5 protein-coding genes and 1 pseudogene are annotated in these 17,963 nt (G+C 50.5%); all 6 read right to left on the bottom strand.

The annotated features are described in order from the left end of the window. Positions 1-62: 62 nt before the first annotated feature. Positions 63-2,096, bottom strand: coding sequence for an OmpA family protein (locus tag A8O25_RS20165; RefSeq protein ID WP_082893791.1), 2,034 nt, complete (start codon positions 2,094-2,096; stop codon positions 63-65). A gap of 40 nt (positions 2,097-2,136) precedes the next feature. Further along, positions 2,137-3,093, bottom strand: a complete 957-nt coding sequence (locus A8O25_RS20160; RefSeq protein ID WP_066839025.1) for a PorP/SprF family type IX secretion system membrane protein — start codon at positions 3,091-3,093, stop codon at positions 2,137-2,139. 12 nt (positions 3,094-3,105) lie between these two features. Further along, complete coding sequence (locus A8O25_RS24295; RefSeq protein ID WP_338152776.1) at positions 3,106-9,933, bottom strand: T9SS type B sorting domain-containing protein; 6,828 nt, start codon at positions 9,931-9,933, stop codon at positions 3,106-3,108. Between the two features lie 3 nt (positions 9,934-9,936). Next, positions 9,937-13,260 (bottom strand): annotated as a pseudogene (locus A8O25_RS24290) (hypothetical protein); the annotation flags it as partial. Then, positions 13,155-15,389, bottom strand: a complete 2,235-nt coding sequence (locus tag A8O25_RS20150; protein WP_066839021.1) for an ice-binding family protein — start codon at positions 15,387-15,389, stop codon at positions 13,155-13,157. The pseudogene A8O25_RS24290 and the gene A8O25_RS20150, both read right to left, overlap by 106 nt. A gap of 1,113 nt (positions 15,390-16,502) precedes the next feature. Next, a complete protein-coding gene (locus tag A8O25_RS20145) occupies positions 16,503-17,492 on the bottom strand; it encodes a helix-turn-helix domain-containing protein (protein ID WP_066839014.1) in 990 nt (329 codons plus the stop codon). Positions 17,493-17,963: the final 471 nt, after the last annotated feature.

Below are 17,963 nucleotides of genomic sequence, written 5' to 3'. Positions count from 1 at the left end.
GCTGTTTTTTTTGTAAAAACAGGCCAAAAACGGGAGCCGACTGTTCTCTACCTTGTATGGGATTAGCGTAAAATCTTGAATTCGGTGCGCCGGTTGAGCTGATGGTCTTCTTCTGAGCAGGAGACCCCATCTTTACAACGGTTCAGGAGTTTGGTCTCCCCATAGCCTTTCGCGATGATGCGTTTAGGCGCTATGCCTTTTGAAAGGATGTATTTCACCGCGGCAGCTGCCCGCATTTGGGAGAGCATCTGGTTGTATCTGTGTGACTGACGGCTGTCTGTGTGAGAGCTCAGCTCAATTCGCACCTCAGGGTTATCCTGCAGCATGGCCACCACTTTATCTAGTTCTAAAATTGCCTCTGGGCGTAAATCATACTTGTCCAGGTCATAATAAATGTTCTCAATCCTGATAGGAATGTTAGGCGTGCTTCGGTTGAGCACCATCTCCATTTCTACCGTATCTGTGACTTTTCTACAGTCTGGGGCCACCAGAATGGTCTGGTTGAGGTACCCGCGCTTACTGCCTTTGATCGTGTAAACAGTGTTCGCCTTAACCGGGAAATAAAATTCTCCCTTCTTATTTGAAACAACCTGGATTATCTGGGCAGAGTCTGGCCCCTTCACAGAGACGGTCAGTTTCACGCCTTCTACAGAAGTTTTTTCAGTACGGCCCTTCTTATCTGTTACTTTCACAAAGGTAACGCCAGAAAGGTTGCAAGGAATGTACTTCGGTTCAAAACGGTAGATGTTGTCTGACCCTTTATCAGATTCCCGGTTGGAGGAGAAAAAGCCGTTTTTGCCGTCTTTTTCATAAATTAAGCCAAAATCATCACGGGGCGAGTTGAAGGGATAGTAGAGATTGCTGATCTCCTTCCACTCATTTTTGCTCCCTACGGCTGAAAAGATGTCCAGCCCCCCCATGCCAATGTGCCCATCTGAGGAAAAGTACAGCTTTCCGCTGGCGTCTACTACAGGGAACACCTCTTTCCCGGGCGTATTGACGGCGGGGCCGGCGTTCACCGGTTTTGACCATGATCCCCCCACCCGCTCACTGAAATATATGTCTGTCTCGCCGTATCCGCCGGGCATGTCAGAGACAAAGTACAGGATCTGGCCGTCTGGGGAAAGGGCCGGGTGCCCCAACGAATACTGCTCTGCCTGGTTATGCGGGAAAGGCTGGGCCTCTTGCCATTTGCCGTTCCTAAGGGTGGCGCTGTAGATCTCCAGCTTGTTGATGAACTTGTCATTTTTGGAGTATTTCTGCCAACTACTGCCACCGGCTACCTCTTCTGGGAGCACTTTGTTTTTCACCTGCATGGTACGGGTAAAGAATATTTCACTAAAGTTGCCGGTGAAGGTGGCAGTTGCGTTGTGGTACTCACTGTTTATATTCTTATCCAGGAGCTTTGGCTCTCCCCATTGGTTTTCCCCTTTACGGGGGGCATAGTAAAGTTGCAGGTAGGGCGTACCTGTCCAGCCATAGACTTTCTGGTCTTTTGCCCCTACCCGGTCAGACGAAAACACGATTCCCTGTTGAAAGAAAGCGGGGCTGAAATCTGCATAGCCAGAGTTTAGCGCCTCTTCTTGTTTTACCTCAAAAGCCATGGGTCTGTCAATCCAGGCCATGGCCCAGTCACAGCCTTTAGCAAGCCGCAGGGCCTCTGTTTTTCTGGCCGGCTCCCGTTCAGCAAACTGGAGGTAGTACTGTTTAGCCGTGACATAGTCTCCATTCTGCTTACTTGCCTCTGCCAGATAAAAGAGGTTGGCGGGGGGGTACTCAGGAAAGGCCAGGACCTGCCTGTACCAAAACTCGGCTTCCTTGGGCTGGTTCATAAAGCGGTAGCAGTGGGCCACCCTTTCCACCAGGGACAGGGTAGGCTGGCTCTTCTCCAGGATGTCTTTATATTTTTCCAGGGCCAGCGCGTACTCAAAATCAGAGAAGTGCTTATCGGCTTGCCGGGTATCTGTCTGGGCAGTTGCCACCAGAGACGTGAGCCCGCAGCTTATCAGTAACACCAACAGGAGGAATACGGTCTTCACAGACAAGGCACGTGTCTCAAATTCAAAAGGACTCAGGTACGTGTGGTTTTCTCTCATTTTCTCAAAACCAGGTCAGAAACGAACTGGACAAAAATTATTAGAAATAACGGGGGGTTAACATTCTGCCATACACACTCTTCAGGAAGTAATACCCTACTGAGATTTCATGGCTGGAGTAGTTGGTGAGATCTCCTACTGAAAAATCATACGAATACCCAAAGCGTAATCTTGGGGTGGCATATATCTCCACAATGCCAGCAATGGCATTGCCTAAGCGGGAGTTAGGGTTATAGGTATCACTGTTCAGCAGGTTGACGGTTGTCCGGAAGGACCCTCCCAGCCAGATGCGCTCCTGAAACAGCAGAAAAGCATTAAGGTCTATGGCAGCGGGGCCGCTGAAGTCTTCTTTTAACAAAAAGCTGGGTTTGAATTTCAGGCTTTTATTGAGGTCTATCACGCCCCCCGCAGTAAGGAACAGGTGGGGAGTGGGTGCCACCGGAATGTCATTTTTATAAAAGAAGAGATTTCCCAGGGAAGCTCCCACATAGAAGAGGTTGCTGTACAGGTACGCGCCTACTTTTGCGGTAGGTCTGAACGCCCGCTCTATACCGTAAGGAATTGCCTGGTCATCCCGTTCTGCCGGGGTGAGTTTGGTGCCGTCTAGCACCTGTTGCGCAGCTCCCAGGGCTATTCCCACAGCCACTCTGGTCTTTCTGTTTAGCTGAATGTGCGCGGCCATGTTCCCTGAAACTTCTGTGTACCGCTGGGCTCCCAGCCTGTCATGCGAGACAACCACTCCACCGGCCAGTGTTTTGTTCAGGTTACCGTCAAAGCTAACGGTCTGACTGAGTGGCGCTCCGTCAAAGCCGGTCCACTGGCTTCTGAAGGAACCACTGAAGCTTGTTACCCCTTTGCTCCCCGCATAGGCGGGGTTTAAAAGCAGCCCGTTGAACATATACTGGGTAAACTGTGGGTCCTGCTGGGCGCGTGCTTTCTCCCCAAAGGAGAGAAGCACCGCCATCAGCAAAACTGAAATACATAAACTCTTCTTCATTCTCTTATTCTTCTAGCGGGTCAGCATCAGGTAGCCTTTGTACGTCACCTCGCGGTTATCACAGAGGCGCACTTTCAAGATGTAGAAGTACGTGCCTTCTGCCAGCCCTTTGCCGTCCCAGTTATTTTTATAGCCTTTCTGCCGGAAGACTTCACTCCCCCACCGGTTGATCACCACCAGTTCATTGTCTGGGTAATTCATCAGACCGTTGACTGTCCAGCGTTCATTCTTCCCATCATTGTTGGGAGAGAAGGCGTTGTACACCTTAAGCTCATCTTCTATGCCCACCTGGCCGGGTTCTACGTCAAAGGTAAGCGTGTTAGAAGTACATACCCCATTGGCAGATTTGGCAACCACTGCAATTTGTACAGGAGACGTGATGGGCCCAGGGCTTTCTAAGGTAACACTTGCTGAACCTTGCCCGTTGATCTTCCAGCCGGCCGGAACAGTCCAGACATATTCACCAGCTCCGGCAATAGGTGCAACTGAGAACTTATACCCGGCACACACGTCTGTCTCATTGATAATTCGGTCTAATACACCCACACTTGGCGTTACCGTAACGGCTCGGGTGGCGGCGGCACTTTGGCTACAACTTACGGCTCTTACTGATACGGTAGTAGTAACTGCCCCTACATTGAAAGCCATTTCTGAAGAGCCCTGTGCTGAAGCAAACTGCCAGTCTGACCCTGCTGAAAGCTGCCATTCATACCTCATTCCGGCAATAGGGTTTTGTACAGTGTACTTCACTCCCCGGCTGCCCGCACAAACAGACACGGTCCCCTCAATGCCATCTGGCCCTGCTGGCACGGTACCTGCGGGTACAACATTCATCGTTTTTGTAGCATTAGAACAAAGATTGGCAACAGATACAGACACAGTTCCAGGAGTAGCAGTTGTCCTGAGAACAATACTACGGCCGTTTACGGGCCCTACAGGAATCCAGCCGGTTGGGTATGTCCAGGAATATCCGGTAGCACCAACGCCCGCTACAGCGTCTACCGAGAAAGTTACCTCCTGGTTCACACAAGGTGTCTTAGAACCCGCAATTTCTGAAATACCAGCTAACGGTTGTACTACTGTTACCGCAATGGTTCTATTAGTTGCACCACAAGCATTGATGGCCTCTACCTTTAGATCACCGCCAGTTGCCCCTGGTACTACAGTAAGGGTTTCTGTGTTGTCTGGCCCAACAATTGTCCAACCATTGGGGACTGTCCACTTATACCTATCTGCCCCTGTCACCGGATCAATATAGTATTGTCTTTGGTTAGAAGAGGCGCAGAACTCAGCAGGATCTCCTTTGATAGCGCCTACTGTATTGGGAGCCCCTTGTGTAACCGTGACATTTTTCACAACAGTGCTGGTAGTGAAGCCGCAGCTATTCGCAGCTTTCACCGTCACCTGACCAGAAGCTGACCCCATCAATATTCTGATTTTGTTTGAATCAACGGGCCCTATGGGGCTGGCTCCGGAAGGCCAGGTCCAGGTGTAGCTGGTGGCACCGTTTGCAACTGGTACCTCATACACAGCCTCTGTGTTGGCACATACTCTATCTGGTCCAAGAATTGAAGCTAACGCATCTGGTGCCGTTGTGGCAATGGCAACTGCCAACGTCTTCACTGTCTGGCCGCAGTCATTAGAAGCCGTCACGGTGACTACACCACCTTGGTTATTGGTGGAAACTTTGATGGAATTCCCCAGATTCTCTGTAATAGACCATCCGGTTGGCACATTCCAGTCCCAGACTGTTGCGGTGCCGGCAATACTGTACTCCACCTGGGTGGAGTTAGGGCAAAGAGTTGTTTGCCCTTGAATATTAGCAGCCAATACGGGAGCACCATTTACCGGAGTTACAGCAAAGGTAGTGGCAGTACTGTTTAAACAGCCTTCTGCATATACCTCTATGTTTCCAGCAGTTGCGCCTATTGTTACAGTTAACTTGTCTGTGCCCTGCTGCCCTGTTACAGGCCCCCACCCTGCTGGATAGGACCATCTATAGGTCATACCCGGAACGGGGCTTTGCACGCTATAGGTCCTGGACGTTCCCACACAAGGATTTGCGTCACCTGCAATACCAGCGGGTGGCGTGGGGGCGGTTCCCGTTGGTGTGACAGTCACCACTGATGCTGGACCTGGTCCACAGGTGGCATTGGCCACTTTAACAGATAGCTGCCCACCGGCTGCACCCGTCTTTATCGTAACTTTTTCAGAATTCCCCCCACTGGTTATGACCAGGTCTCCGGTTACTTCCCAGATGTACTGGACACCTGTAATGGGAGTGACAGAATACTCCAGATTGCCCTCATTGAAGCACGGGAAGAGCTTACCGGCAATGGCCCCAGGAGCCGTGGTGATAGGATCTTCCACCTTGACAGCCCATGACCGGGTCTGGGTGTCACAGGAGTTGGAAGCTTCTACGGTTAGTGCACCACTCACGCCATTCGTTCGCAGGGTGATGCTGGTAGTACCTTGCCCAGCTACATACGTCCAGGCATCCGGATAAACCCACTTATATTCTTTTGCTCCTGTTACGGCATTGATAGCATAGGTTTTATCAAGGGCGTCAGTAGAGCAGAGCGAGATTTCTCCTGCCACCAATGGTCCAATGGCCACTGGTGGTGAAGTTGAAAGCTCTATAGAATGAGTCAGTTCTTTGAAGTTCCCACAGTTGTCAAAGATAGTCACCTTGATGTCACCGGAGACGCTGCCCATTTGTGCGGTAATCTCATGGGTGCCCTCCCCTCCTCTTAAAGTGGCACCAGCTGGTAGCTCCCAGAAATAATCAGTTGCCCCCTCCGGTTCAGGCACAGAGAACGTTAACACCTCATTTGCGCAACCAGCCGTGTTGCCTGTAATGGGGCCAACTACTGTGGGGAGAACCGGTACACCTGTGACAGCCAAGGTCTTCACCACAGGTTGCCCGCAACCATTTTTGGCGGTTACTTTGATGATTCCGCCAGTAGCACCGGCCGTAATCTGCACACTGGCCGTTCCATTACTGACCACACGCCAACCGGCAGGAACTTCCCAGAAAATATCCTGCGCTTCAGCAGCGGCTGTAATGGAATACAATCTAGTGGTTCCCTCACAGGGGTTCGCAGATCCAGAGATGGCACCGCTCAGAGCTGGCGTTCCGTTTAACACCCCAACTGCTTTGAAAGTAGCCGCACTAGCAAGATTACAGGTATTGGTTGCGGTTACGGAGATAGTGCCAGGTGTGGATCCAACTACTACTGTGATTTCTGATGAACCCGTACCATTAACGGCGCTCCAATCAGCCCCAGGAAGTGTCCAGTTGTAAGTTATGCCAGCCTCAGGGTTTAGCACTTTGTACACCTGGGTACTTCCTGCACAAGAGGAGGCTAACCCTATGATTCCGGCTGGTGCTGTTGGCACCCCATCTACCGGAGTTACGTTCAAACTAGCCCAGTTACTATCACCTCCGCACTCAGCAGATGCATACACAGAGACAGAGCCGCTGTTTGAACCAACTTCTACCTGAATAGAGGCCCCTGTTGCATCTCCAACTGGTTTCCAACCGAGTGGCAGCAACCATGTATATTTTTCAGCCCCGGCTACTGCATTCACCCTGTAAGTGACTACACTACCAACACAAGGGACCGCTGTTCCTTCAATAGCAGAAATAGTTTTAGAAATCTGCGGCGCAACAGTAATGGCGACCGCAGTTGTGGTTGGAAGGCAGTTGGTGGAGGCATTTAATGCTTGAACAGAAACTATACCACCAGTATTGCCAGGCGTAAGAGTGATACTGGTGGTACCATTTCCACCACTAACCTGGGTCCAGCCAGCCGGAACAGACCATTTATAATCTGTAGCTCCGTTTACCGGAGCAATGGAATAAGTCTGGTTTGCCCCCTGTGCGCAAACAGTAGTTTTCCCTGCAATGGCACCAACTGCATCAGGTCCTGCTTTGGGGGTATTGATCGTTCTTGTTACTGGCACAGAGGCCCCACAGCCATTTTTGGCATAGACAGATATTTGTCCGCCAACGGTGCCAAGTTTCACTGTAATAGCGTTTGAGCCTTCACCAGACTCAATTGTAGCTTCAGCAGGCAATGTCCAGATGTACTCATCTGCATTGGCAACCGCAGGCACAGAGAAGGCAATCACCTCCTTCACGCAACCGTCTGCCGGACCAGTAATAGCGCTAAGCGCCGAAGGAACCGTAGATGACACGGCAACTGCCAAAGCTTTCTCTGTTCTGTCACCACAGGCATTTAAGGCTGACACTTTGATTACCCCGCCTGTACTGCCAGGAATTACCTGAAGCGTAGCAGCATTTTCTCCAGAGACAATATTCCATCCTGCTGGCACCTCCCAGTCAATATCTTTGGCCCCAGCTGAAAGAGTTACAGCATAAGCAACAGCAGTAGAAGCCCCCCCGCAGACAGATGCGCTGCCGGTAATGGCGCTAGTAATAGCAGGAGCATTAGATGAATTGGAAACGGCTACCGTAACTGGCGCACTAGTATCGCAGCCTCCTGCAAAAGAGGCGGTGACAGAGACATTCCCCGAGGCTGCCCCTATATTCACAACTAGCTGAGAAGTACCTTGGCCGGAGACGTACGTCCACTCAGAAGGGTAAGCCCAGGTATAAACTACCCCGGCCACCGGACTGTCAATTTTAAATGTCTGCTCAGAATTAGAACATGGGGTTGCCGTCGTGATCACTCCGGCGGGTTTAGCTGGTGCCGCTCCAGAAGAGGTAACGGCAACACTCGCTTCTGGCCCTGGCGCACATGCGTTTCTTCCGGCTACGGCAACCACCCCACCGGAGGTGCCAGCGGTCACCTCAATTGAAGCCCCTTTGTCATCACCTATAATATTCCACCCAGATGGCACTGACCATACATAAGAAGTAGCCCCAGGCACCGCAGCAGAAATACGATAGGTTACGGTTTGCCCCGCACAAGGAGTAAAGTTACCTACAATGCCGGCTGGCGCGGCAGTCACTGGGGTTTCAAAGGCCACGTTTACAGATTGAGAGGTAAGCCCACAGCTATTTCTAGCCTCTACTGTCAACGTACCGGCAAGCCCGTTCTGCTGTACTTCAATACTTGTTCCAGTTTTATCTCCTATCACCGTCCAGGCAGCAGGCACCTTCCAAAGGTAGCTTTCTGCCCTGGCAACCGGATCTATAAAATATATTTGGCTGCCTGCCGTACCGCACAGCAGCCGTTGCCCTTTGATGTCAGCAATTGAGGCAGGCCCTGAGGCAGAAACTGTAACCGCCAAACTTGCCACAGGCCCTTCACCGCATTGGTTGGCGGCTTTTACTCTTACCTGGCCCCCTACGGTGCCAAACCTGATTTTTACAGCATTTGTGCTGGAGCTTCCTACCATTGATGCCCCGGCAGGGAGTTCCCATTTATAAGAGGTAGCGCCTGAGACAGCTGGCACAGAGAACTCTATTTCCCCGTTGGCACATACTTCAGTAGCCGTTGCGGTAATCGCCCCTATGGTGGCAGGGCTTCCGTTGGTAACCGTAATGGCCAAAGCACGTTCTGTGCTCTGGTCACAGCTGTTTTTTGCGCTTACTTTAATTACCCCGTTACCGGTGCCTACGGTAACTTTCAAGGTGCTTGTGCCCTGCCCAGAGACAATACTCCAGTCAGAAGGCACATCCCAGAAGATTGAATTGGCACCCGCTAGTACGTTGATGGTGTATATTTCAACGGTGCCGGCACAAGCTTTATCGCTTCCTGCAATACTGGCCCCTAACGGGGCCGTACCCACAGATGGGGCTACCTGTTTGGTGATGGCGGTGCTCACACCACAACCGTTTTCAGCGGTTACAGAAATATTTCCGGCAGAGGTACCTGCCGTTACTGTAATCTCAGCACTACCTTCCCCTGTTACTGTTACCCAATCACTGCCAGGCAACACCCAGTTGTACGTCATGCCCACTACCGGATTCTGCACCCGGTATTTCTGTTGACTACCCACACACGGGTTGCCGTCTCCATTGATTGCAACCGGAGCCACCGGAGGAACGGTTGAAATAGTAACGGCTAAAGAGGCAGTGATGACACCACACCCTCCGCTTCCTTTTGCTGTCACCTTCACCTCACCGCTTGCGGCACCAGCAGTTAACGTGATGCTGGTACTGGAAGCAGTTCCCCCGGCTGTACGTACCCAGTCAGACGGGTATATCCATTCATACTCAACGGCACCAACAACCGGATCAATGGAATAAGTAAGCCCTGCCTGATCTTTACAAGGTGCCAACCCTGCGGCGGTGGTTTTGATAGCAATTGGCCCCGTTGGGGCTTGACCGGTAATAGTCACGGCCAAGGTAGAAGCAGCGCCGTACCCGCAGCTATTCCGTCCTCTTACACTAATGGTCCCGCTGTTAGCATTTGGTTTAACGGTAATACTATTAGTGGTTTCACCAGAAACAGAAATCCAGCCAGCGGGCAGTGTCCATTCATAAGAAGTGGCACCATTCACAGGAGGTACAGTATATATTTTGGTTGTGTTGTCAGCACAGTAGTTGTTATCCCCCCCAATGGATCCCGCTGCCACCGGAGCAGCAGTGAATACCGTTACATGAAGGGTAGCCGGCGTGTTGTTCGCCCCGCAAACATTTGAAGCTATCACAGAAACTTCTCCTGTATCACCTATTTCAGCTGTCAAAGTAGAAGAACCTTGGCTAGAAGTGATGGTCCAGGAGGCAGGTACACTCCAGGTGTACGTAGTACCAGCCACTGGTGAAGATACTTTGAAAATTGCAGTATTATCAGTGCTGCAGACCTGGGTGGCACCGGTGATTCCAACTGGTGCTTCTGGTATAGCAGGCACTCCTTCTACTGCCATAGTCAAGGCATCTCCTACCCCACAGCTGTTTTTCCCTCTCACTGAGATGAGACCGGAGGTACCCCCTACTGTTACGGTGATAGTAGAAGACGTATCATCTCCTACAATTCCCCAACCCGCAGGCAATGACCATTCATAAGAATCTGCCGCTGACACCGGAGTGACAGCATAGGTACGTGTTATACCCGCACAGGCTGTTTTATCACCATTGATTGGCCCGGCGAGTACCGGTTTCCCAGCTCTTGGGGCAACTGGCAGCATTGCTGCACCCGGACTAAGCCCGCACCCGTTACTCGCCGTAACAGAAACGTTACCACTGGTGGTACCCACGGTAAACACCGCTTCAGAAGTACCTTCCCCTGAAATCAGGAGCCAGCCTGCTGGGTAGCTCCAGGAATAGACAACTTGCGCAACGGGTGAGTCAACCTTATAGGTAATTGTTGCTCCGGCGCATGGATCTTGTACTCCTGAGATGGCGGCAGGGGTAGCGGGGACAGAGGACGCCGGTGTCACGGTATAAGTTCTCCAGCCCCCCCATCCGCATTCATTTTTTGCCCTTACAGCTATCTCTCCTACCATTGAACCGGCAGTTAATGTAATACTGGTACTGGTAGAAGTTCCGCCACTGGTAACGTTCCAGTCTGCAGGATATCTCCACTCATAAGCAGTAGTACCGGCAATAGCAGTAATGGAGTACGTGAGGTTTGTTTGCGCCACGCAGGGATTGCTGGCAAAGGCACTGGCCAAAATAGCCCCTGGTGCCGGTGGCACGGCACCTACCACTGTTACCTGCTGGGTACTGGTAACGGCAGCCACGTTACACGGGTTAGAAACATGCACTGTTACAGCCCCACTGGAGGTGCCTGGTATAATGACCAGCGTATTGCTATTCAAACCTGAAACGGGTTGCCACCCCGCCGGAAAAGTCCAGGCATAGGTAGCCGCAAGCGGAACCGAAGGAACAGTAAAGGTAACAGGATCACCTAAGGCACAGACAGCGCCAGGCCCGGACACAGCGCCTACTGAGAGCAGTCCCGGAGGGAACACCCTGGTATTAAACACAGCCTCCTCACTTCCGCCACAGCCGTTAGAGGCTTTTGCTTTTAATACATAAACGCTTCCTGAAGAAGAGCCAATTTTTACAACCAATGTATTGGTCCCCTGGCCAGAAACTTCTTCCCAGTCTGCGGGTATGTTCCAGATATACTGGGTGGCATTGGCCACATCATTTACTTTGAACGTGTAGGTATTCCCTTCACACAGATCTTCTGGCCCGGTGATAACAGGGGCCGCATCTGATTTTACGGGGGAAGCAACAACTGACAGTTCCTTGACAGTGGCTAGATTGCAACCGTTGGTGGCCACTAATCTGATGACCCCTGTTCTTGCCACCTTAAATGAAACGGTAATTTCATTTGTACCAGATCCACCCACAATTTCCCAGCCTAAGGGCACACTCCACTCATAGTTAGAGATATCTGCACTGGCAGGCACCTTATAGGTAAGCACACCGCCCCTGCAAACGTCCTTCAACCCCTCAATATTTCCTGGGATAGCCGGAGGCCCTGTGGTTGGGATTACGCCCAATGAGGTGGCCACACTGGTCCCACACCCATTAGAAGCAGTCACTGATACAGCGCCTGCGCCACTTCCTACAGTTACAGTGATCTGTGATGATCCCAAACCAGCAGTAATAGTCCAGTTGGCGGGCACCTGCCAAACATAACTTATCCCTGGCACCGGATTTGAAACCGAATAGATCACTCCTGTACTCCCAACGCAGGGCACTGATTCACCTACAACCGCCTGTGGCTGGGCCGGTGCAGTGCCAAAGGCTGAGACCGTTAAACTGATAGCTGGATTTGATGGAAGACAGGCGTTGATAGCTTGCACCCTTATTTGACCGGAACCAGTACCGGAGGTTACGGTAATAGTTGACGAGCCCTGACCAGTAAATGTCCAGCCTGTTGGAACAGACCATACATAACTGGTTGCACCCGCAACCGGGGCAACTGAATAGGTAAGGCCGGTTTGGCCCTCACACGGGTTGAGCGCCCCCGGCCCGGCTATGATAGCCGCCGGTGACGCAGGAGGTGCTGTGCTTACTCTTGTGGAGTGGGTGGAGGCGGCACCAAGTCCGCACTCATTCTCTATGGCAAGCGCAATGGTACCGGTACCGCCTACCCGCACTTGTACAGAAGCTCCGTTAGGCGCAGAAACAAAGTCCCAGCCCGCTGGCAGCGTCCACTTATAATTGATGGCACCTGTTACTGGCGTAACAAAATACGTATGTACATTGTTAGCTCCACACACTTCCTCTGGGCCTATAATAGCTCCTGCGGCAAGCTTGCCTGGTACAACTGCTACAAAATAACTGGTGGCGGCACTGGCTCCGCAGCTGTTCTTAGCTTTAACCGTCACCTCTCCCGAGGCACTGCCTATGGTAAAAGTAATCGTTCTTTCATCTGCGGCTCCCACTACTTGCCAATCTGCAGGGTAAGTCCAGATATAAGATGAGGCATTGGCCGTGGCGGCGGCTGTGAAAGTGACGGGCGTCTGCCCTGCACAGAGTTTGGCAGTACCGGTAATTGCTGTTGGGGCCAACGGAGCGGCAGGTGAGATTACCTCGTTCCGTACCTTTACCACACTTTCCCCACACGTATTCTCAGCCTTTACTGTAATCTGTCCGCCACTTGTGCCAGGTGTTACCTTGATGGTAGCTGTGCCCTGACCGTCTTCAATTGACCAGCCACTGGGAACACTCCAGAAATATGTATCTGCCCCTACAGCCGGGTCAATTCTATAGGTGACCTCTGTCTCGCCTGAACAAATCTGAGGAGGGCCTTGAATCTCTGACAGGAAAGTAGGCACCCCATCATAGGGAGTAACGGCTTTACTCTGCGCAATACCAGCCCCACAACCATTGACGGCACTCAAGGAGATAGTACCAGCCTCACTAGTAGCTGCTACTGTAATGGCAGTAGCAGTTTGAGACTGCACCACCCACGTTGCCGGGAACAACCAGGTATAGACCACATTTGCGGTGGGAGAGGTAACCTGATAGGTGTATGTCTGCCCCGCACAGGGCTTTAATTCACCTGAAAAATCAACGGGAACAGCTGGTACTGAAGCAAACGGAATTACATTGATAGATGTAATTGCACTTAAACCACAGCCGTTTTCTGCCTGAACCGTCACCTGCCCCGCCATGGTGCCAGCTTTTACTGTAATAGAAGCAGACCCGTTGCCGTCAGTAATCTGCCAATCTGCAGGCACTGCCCATTTGTAGGTGTTTGCACCGGCCACCGGGGCAATACTGTATGTAAGCCCTTCCTGCCCAACACAAGGAATAGTTGCAAAAGCGCTTGGCGTGATAGCTCCAGGCGTGCCGGCAGAGAGGTACTAACGCTTATAGTACGTGTCTCAACGGCTGACCCACAGCCGTTGGACACTGTCACTTTGATTGTGCCACCGGTAGTTCCAGGTTTAACTCTAATGGTGTTTGTGCCTTTCCCTGAGATTTCTGTCCACCCCGGTGGTATAGCCCACACAAAGGTTAGATCTGCATCTGCTAAAGCAACAGAATAGGTTTGGGAAGCATCACTGGAGCAAATAGTACCGTCTCCTATGATATTGGCGATCACCGGGGCTGCCGGAGAGACAGTGACCTCTTTTACTGCAGCCTCACTGGAACCACAGATGTTATTTGCCACTACAGTTACCGGTCCGCTCTGACTTCCTACTTTTAGGGTAATACTGCTGCTGCCCTGCCCTCCCACATAAACCCAGTCTGTGGGGTAAGTCCAGGTATAAGAATCAGCTCCCGCCATTGGAGCGGTAGAATAAATGACTTGATCACCTTGATTGGCGCAAACTTTATCCTGCCCGGTAACAGCAGCTGGTTTTGCTACTACGCTTAATGCCACATTAACCGCTTTGTCCAGAACATTACTGTCTCCACAAGGGTTAGAGGCTTTTACTTCCACCTTCCCACTAGACGGCCCTACCGTTACCCGTAAGAAATCACTCCCATCTCCCCCTTCCACCACAGTCCAGTCTGCAGGGAACGCCCAATCATACGTTTTAGCGGTTGGTGCACTGGTAATGCTGTATAAGACGGTAGAGCCTATACACGCTTTTTCTGGCCCTGTCATGCTGCCAGTAAGAACAGGAGCCTCTATATACAAATAGGTGTTAAATTTTTTCTCAGGGCCCAACCCGCACGGGCTGTCTATTCTTACAGAGATGGTATGCGTACCGGGCACACCGCCAGTTGAGACCTTGATTTTGCTTGTACCGGCCCCATCGGTAATAGTCCAGCCGGCCCCGGCAGGCAACGTCCAGACATATCCTTTCGCCCCCGCTACGGCTGGAACACTAAACTCATATTCTGTTTTGTTGATACAGGCTTCGGCAGGCCCTGTGATATCACCAGGAGGTTGAACGGCACAGATACTAAGCTTTGCAGTGTTATCCTCAAGGTCATTATCTGTACCAGCCCCTTCAGCAGTGGCAACGGTGGTAATAAAACCTGACCTGTTAATACGAAGGGTTACCGAAAGAGTAGCTTCAGCGTTAACAGCTAAGGCTGGGATCTCCCAATCGCCGCTGTTGTATGTGCCCACAGTGGCGGTGTAGCTTTGGGCAACCAGCCCCGTAGAGGGTAACCAGCCAAAATTAACGTAGACATTCTCCTCATTGTCTGGCCCGTTATTCTTTACTTTCACAGTATAAGTGACAAATCCACCTACCACATAGGGCTCTGCACTGACAGACTGTTCAATTGACAAGTCTGCATTGATAGTGGCGGGGTCTGAGGTAAAGTTATCAGGTAGTAAGATTTTACCGGCTTTACTGAGAAGCTTCCCCCTTACAGATGCCCCGGGGGCGGCGTCTATGTCTCCATTAGACACGATATTCCCTCTAAAATCACTTTGCCCGCCCAGATTGGTTTTTCCCTCAACCTGCCAAATGACATTTACGGGTGAAGCCCCTTGCCGCAGCACAAAAGAGGCAGAAGGTGACACGGTTAAATTGCCTTCAACCTGAAAGATGAAAAATTCCTCTGCTTTTCCGGCTGCCGCCAGTTCCAATGCTCCTGTGATGACAGCATCACCATTGATTCTGTAGACCCCAGGGGTAAGGCGTAAGCCTGATAAACTTTGCCCGGGGATAGTAGCGGTAGCAGGCAATTCACGAAAAGCAACAGAGGCCTTCTCAATTTCTTTTTTTACTTCTGCAGCAGAAGAAGTGCCCTGTATGTGCCGCTTTTGCTGAGGCTTTTCAGCAACCGGCCCCACCAACTCCCCGTTGAAGGAAGTGTTCTTACCCAGTTGAACGTGGCTTTGACTAAAAAGGGAGACTTTCCTCAGTGCTCTCAAAGGGGACTTCACCTGAGCGTGGGCCTGAAAGAGGAAAAGAGAAACAAACACAATCAAGAGTAAACGTGTCTTCATGCAGAATCCTGAGAATTACACAAGAACGCCCCTTCTGGATGTCCGCACTTCAACACAAATGACAAATGCTGTAAGATTGCAACAGACTACTAGTCTCTCTCGCTATCTAGAGCTATTCTATTGACAATCAGTTGAAACAATAGAGAGCTACTTGTCGTATCATGTTGGGGGAAACAGAAACGAGGTTTAATGTGAAAAAATTACTTGTAAAAAAATTATTCGTAAAACAGCACCACACCCTCTGCCGAAGGGTGCTTCATTTTTATTCAGAACAAACCATTAGAAAGGGTTAAAACACGGGGGAATGCCTTAATGATACCCTGGAGAAAGACTTCTAATGCCTTTGTTATAACTTCCCATTAAATTTTAATTTTATATTCAATCAGTCAATATGTACCCTATCTGCCACTACCCTATATACTTTTAATACCTATAATTATTTGATAGTTAATAAATAAAGACAAATAAAGAGAAAAATACCCAGACCTCAAAAAGGACGGCTCCAGTTCCTCGCCACTACTTCTGCGTTGGTTCTTCTGCTTTGGATTATTTATTGGCCCTATGTGCCAGCAGCAGGGCTCATTTCACAGCAAAGCTTCTCTTTCTAAAGAAAAACCTTTACGCACTAACCCCCACCCGGACCCAGAGATTTGTGGTTACATTTTTTGCACATCTATGACCCTGCATCTTATTGAAAGGCTGCATTAGAAAAAAATAATTCTGCACAGCACCTTCCAAGTTTTACGCAACGCCTTCACAATCAAACCTGCAGCAACAAAGACGAGGCACCAGCACTTATCAGTTATTCCTAAACCCGCTCCCCCAGTTTTGACGGGTTTTGCCAAAAACAGGCCGGAAACGCTCTGATTTTAGTTCAGTGAATTGGGCACTCCCGTAGCGGTTTACTCACACATAAGCTTAATGGGAGACCTGACCGGAAAACCCAGCAGCAACAGTAGACGCTCCGGTTAACAATACTTTTCCCAGAAGCCAGTAAGTTGTACCCGTTTGCAATACAGGACAAATCAAATACTTTTTGTACTTGAGCTATCAGCAGAGAAGGCTTCTTCAGGAAAGTACCATTCCACAGCCCGGACCCGCTTTGTTACTCTATCAGATCAATTGGGTTTCTAAAGCATGCAAGGCAATGTATTCTTTCGGGCTAATCCCTTCAACTTTTCTAAAGGCGCTGTAAAACCCGCTTCTGGAGGTAAAGCCAGCCTGCAGGGCCAATGACTCAATGGTAAAGTTCTGCAGGTTGTCTGGCTCAGCCAATTGCTGCTTCAGATAATTTATCCTGAATTGATTAAGGAAATCTTTAAAGCTTAGCCCACAGTGGGCATTGATGGCCTGTGAAAGCTTATAGGCGGGAATGCCTAACTGCTCTGCCAATGATCCTATTTTAATAGACTTCCTTTTGAAAGTCTTTTCTTGCCTGAAACATTGCTCTACATGCGCCACTATTGCCGCATGAGCGGCGTCTCTTGGCATGACCGCCTGTTGCTTCCTGATTCTGGCAAGTGTCTCTGGCTTCATGTCTAGAAAAGAGGCTATGAGTTCCAGCGGCAACCGTTCTATGAGCCCAGGCTTTGATTTCAAAAAATACCGGTATCGCTCTGTGGCGTTCCCAATGCGCACCAAATGGGCTCTTTCCTGCGCATCACGGTAATAGGCCTCATACACCTTGCGCACAATGAAATTCAGGTCAAAGAACCGCTGATACCATTCCAGAAGCTTGTCAGTGTGCACCCCTACCAGCAGGCTAGGCTCCACGGCCACAATAGCCTCCAGGGAAGGTTGCTGCGCATAAAGCCCCGAGAGCGAACTCACAAACTCATTCTCAACTGAAATATAGGTGGTAATCTTCTTTTTCTTATGCTCTGAATAGGCAAGAAGGGCGCCCTCTCTGATGAAATACATGTAGTGGCACAGGCCGCCCTGGCGCAACAGGTGCTCCCCGCTCTCAAGCCGCAGACAAATGGCGTGGGCGTGTAATTCATTCATCAATTCCTGACTTACCGGGTACACCATAGACATGAACTGTATGACGTGCTCAACATCTGCGGGATTAACAGGAAGGTATTTAAAGTCTGTCTCAGCCATTCCTTATGTACAAGTCTTCATGCGCAAAGCTACCTTTGATCAAGCCAGCCGTAGCTGAACTGGCTGAAGCAAGATACTGGAGTTCTGTTAAAAAACAGAATACGGGCATTTGTCCAGATATAATTTCCTTTCTGTGAGCCTGTTTATTTTCCCATTTACAAAGAACCCAGATCAACCCGTACGGGGTGCGCATGTGCCGCTGTTTTGGAGCTACTTTTCTGAAAACAGCCCGAAAACAGCCCCCCCCTTCTCTCCAAAGGCACAAACGCACGCTGGCGCCAGAGACAAGAACAGGCACCACGGCACGTGGCAGGCCTCTCCCAAAGAGAATGTCTTTGGGGTTGTCTCCCTGAAAAGACAGAGGAACGTAATCCTGACAGGGGAGCCCTAATAAAGAACTGAGCCTGGGTTGAAAAACTTAAGCCATTTCTTGTTTCGCTGTTCTGTTTTAACTGAAAACCAGGTCCGAAA

The sequence above is a fragment of the Rufibacter ruber genome, from assembly GCF_001647275.1.
GTDB lineage: Bacteria > Bacteroidota > Bacteroidia > Cytophagales > Hymenobacteraceae > Nibribacter > Nibribacter ruber_C.
This window is presented reverse-complemented; position numbering and strand designations above follow the sequence as displayed.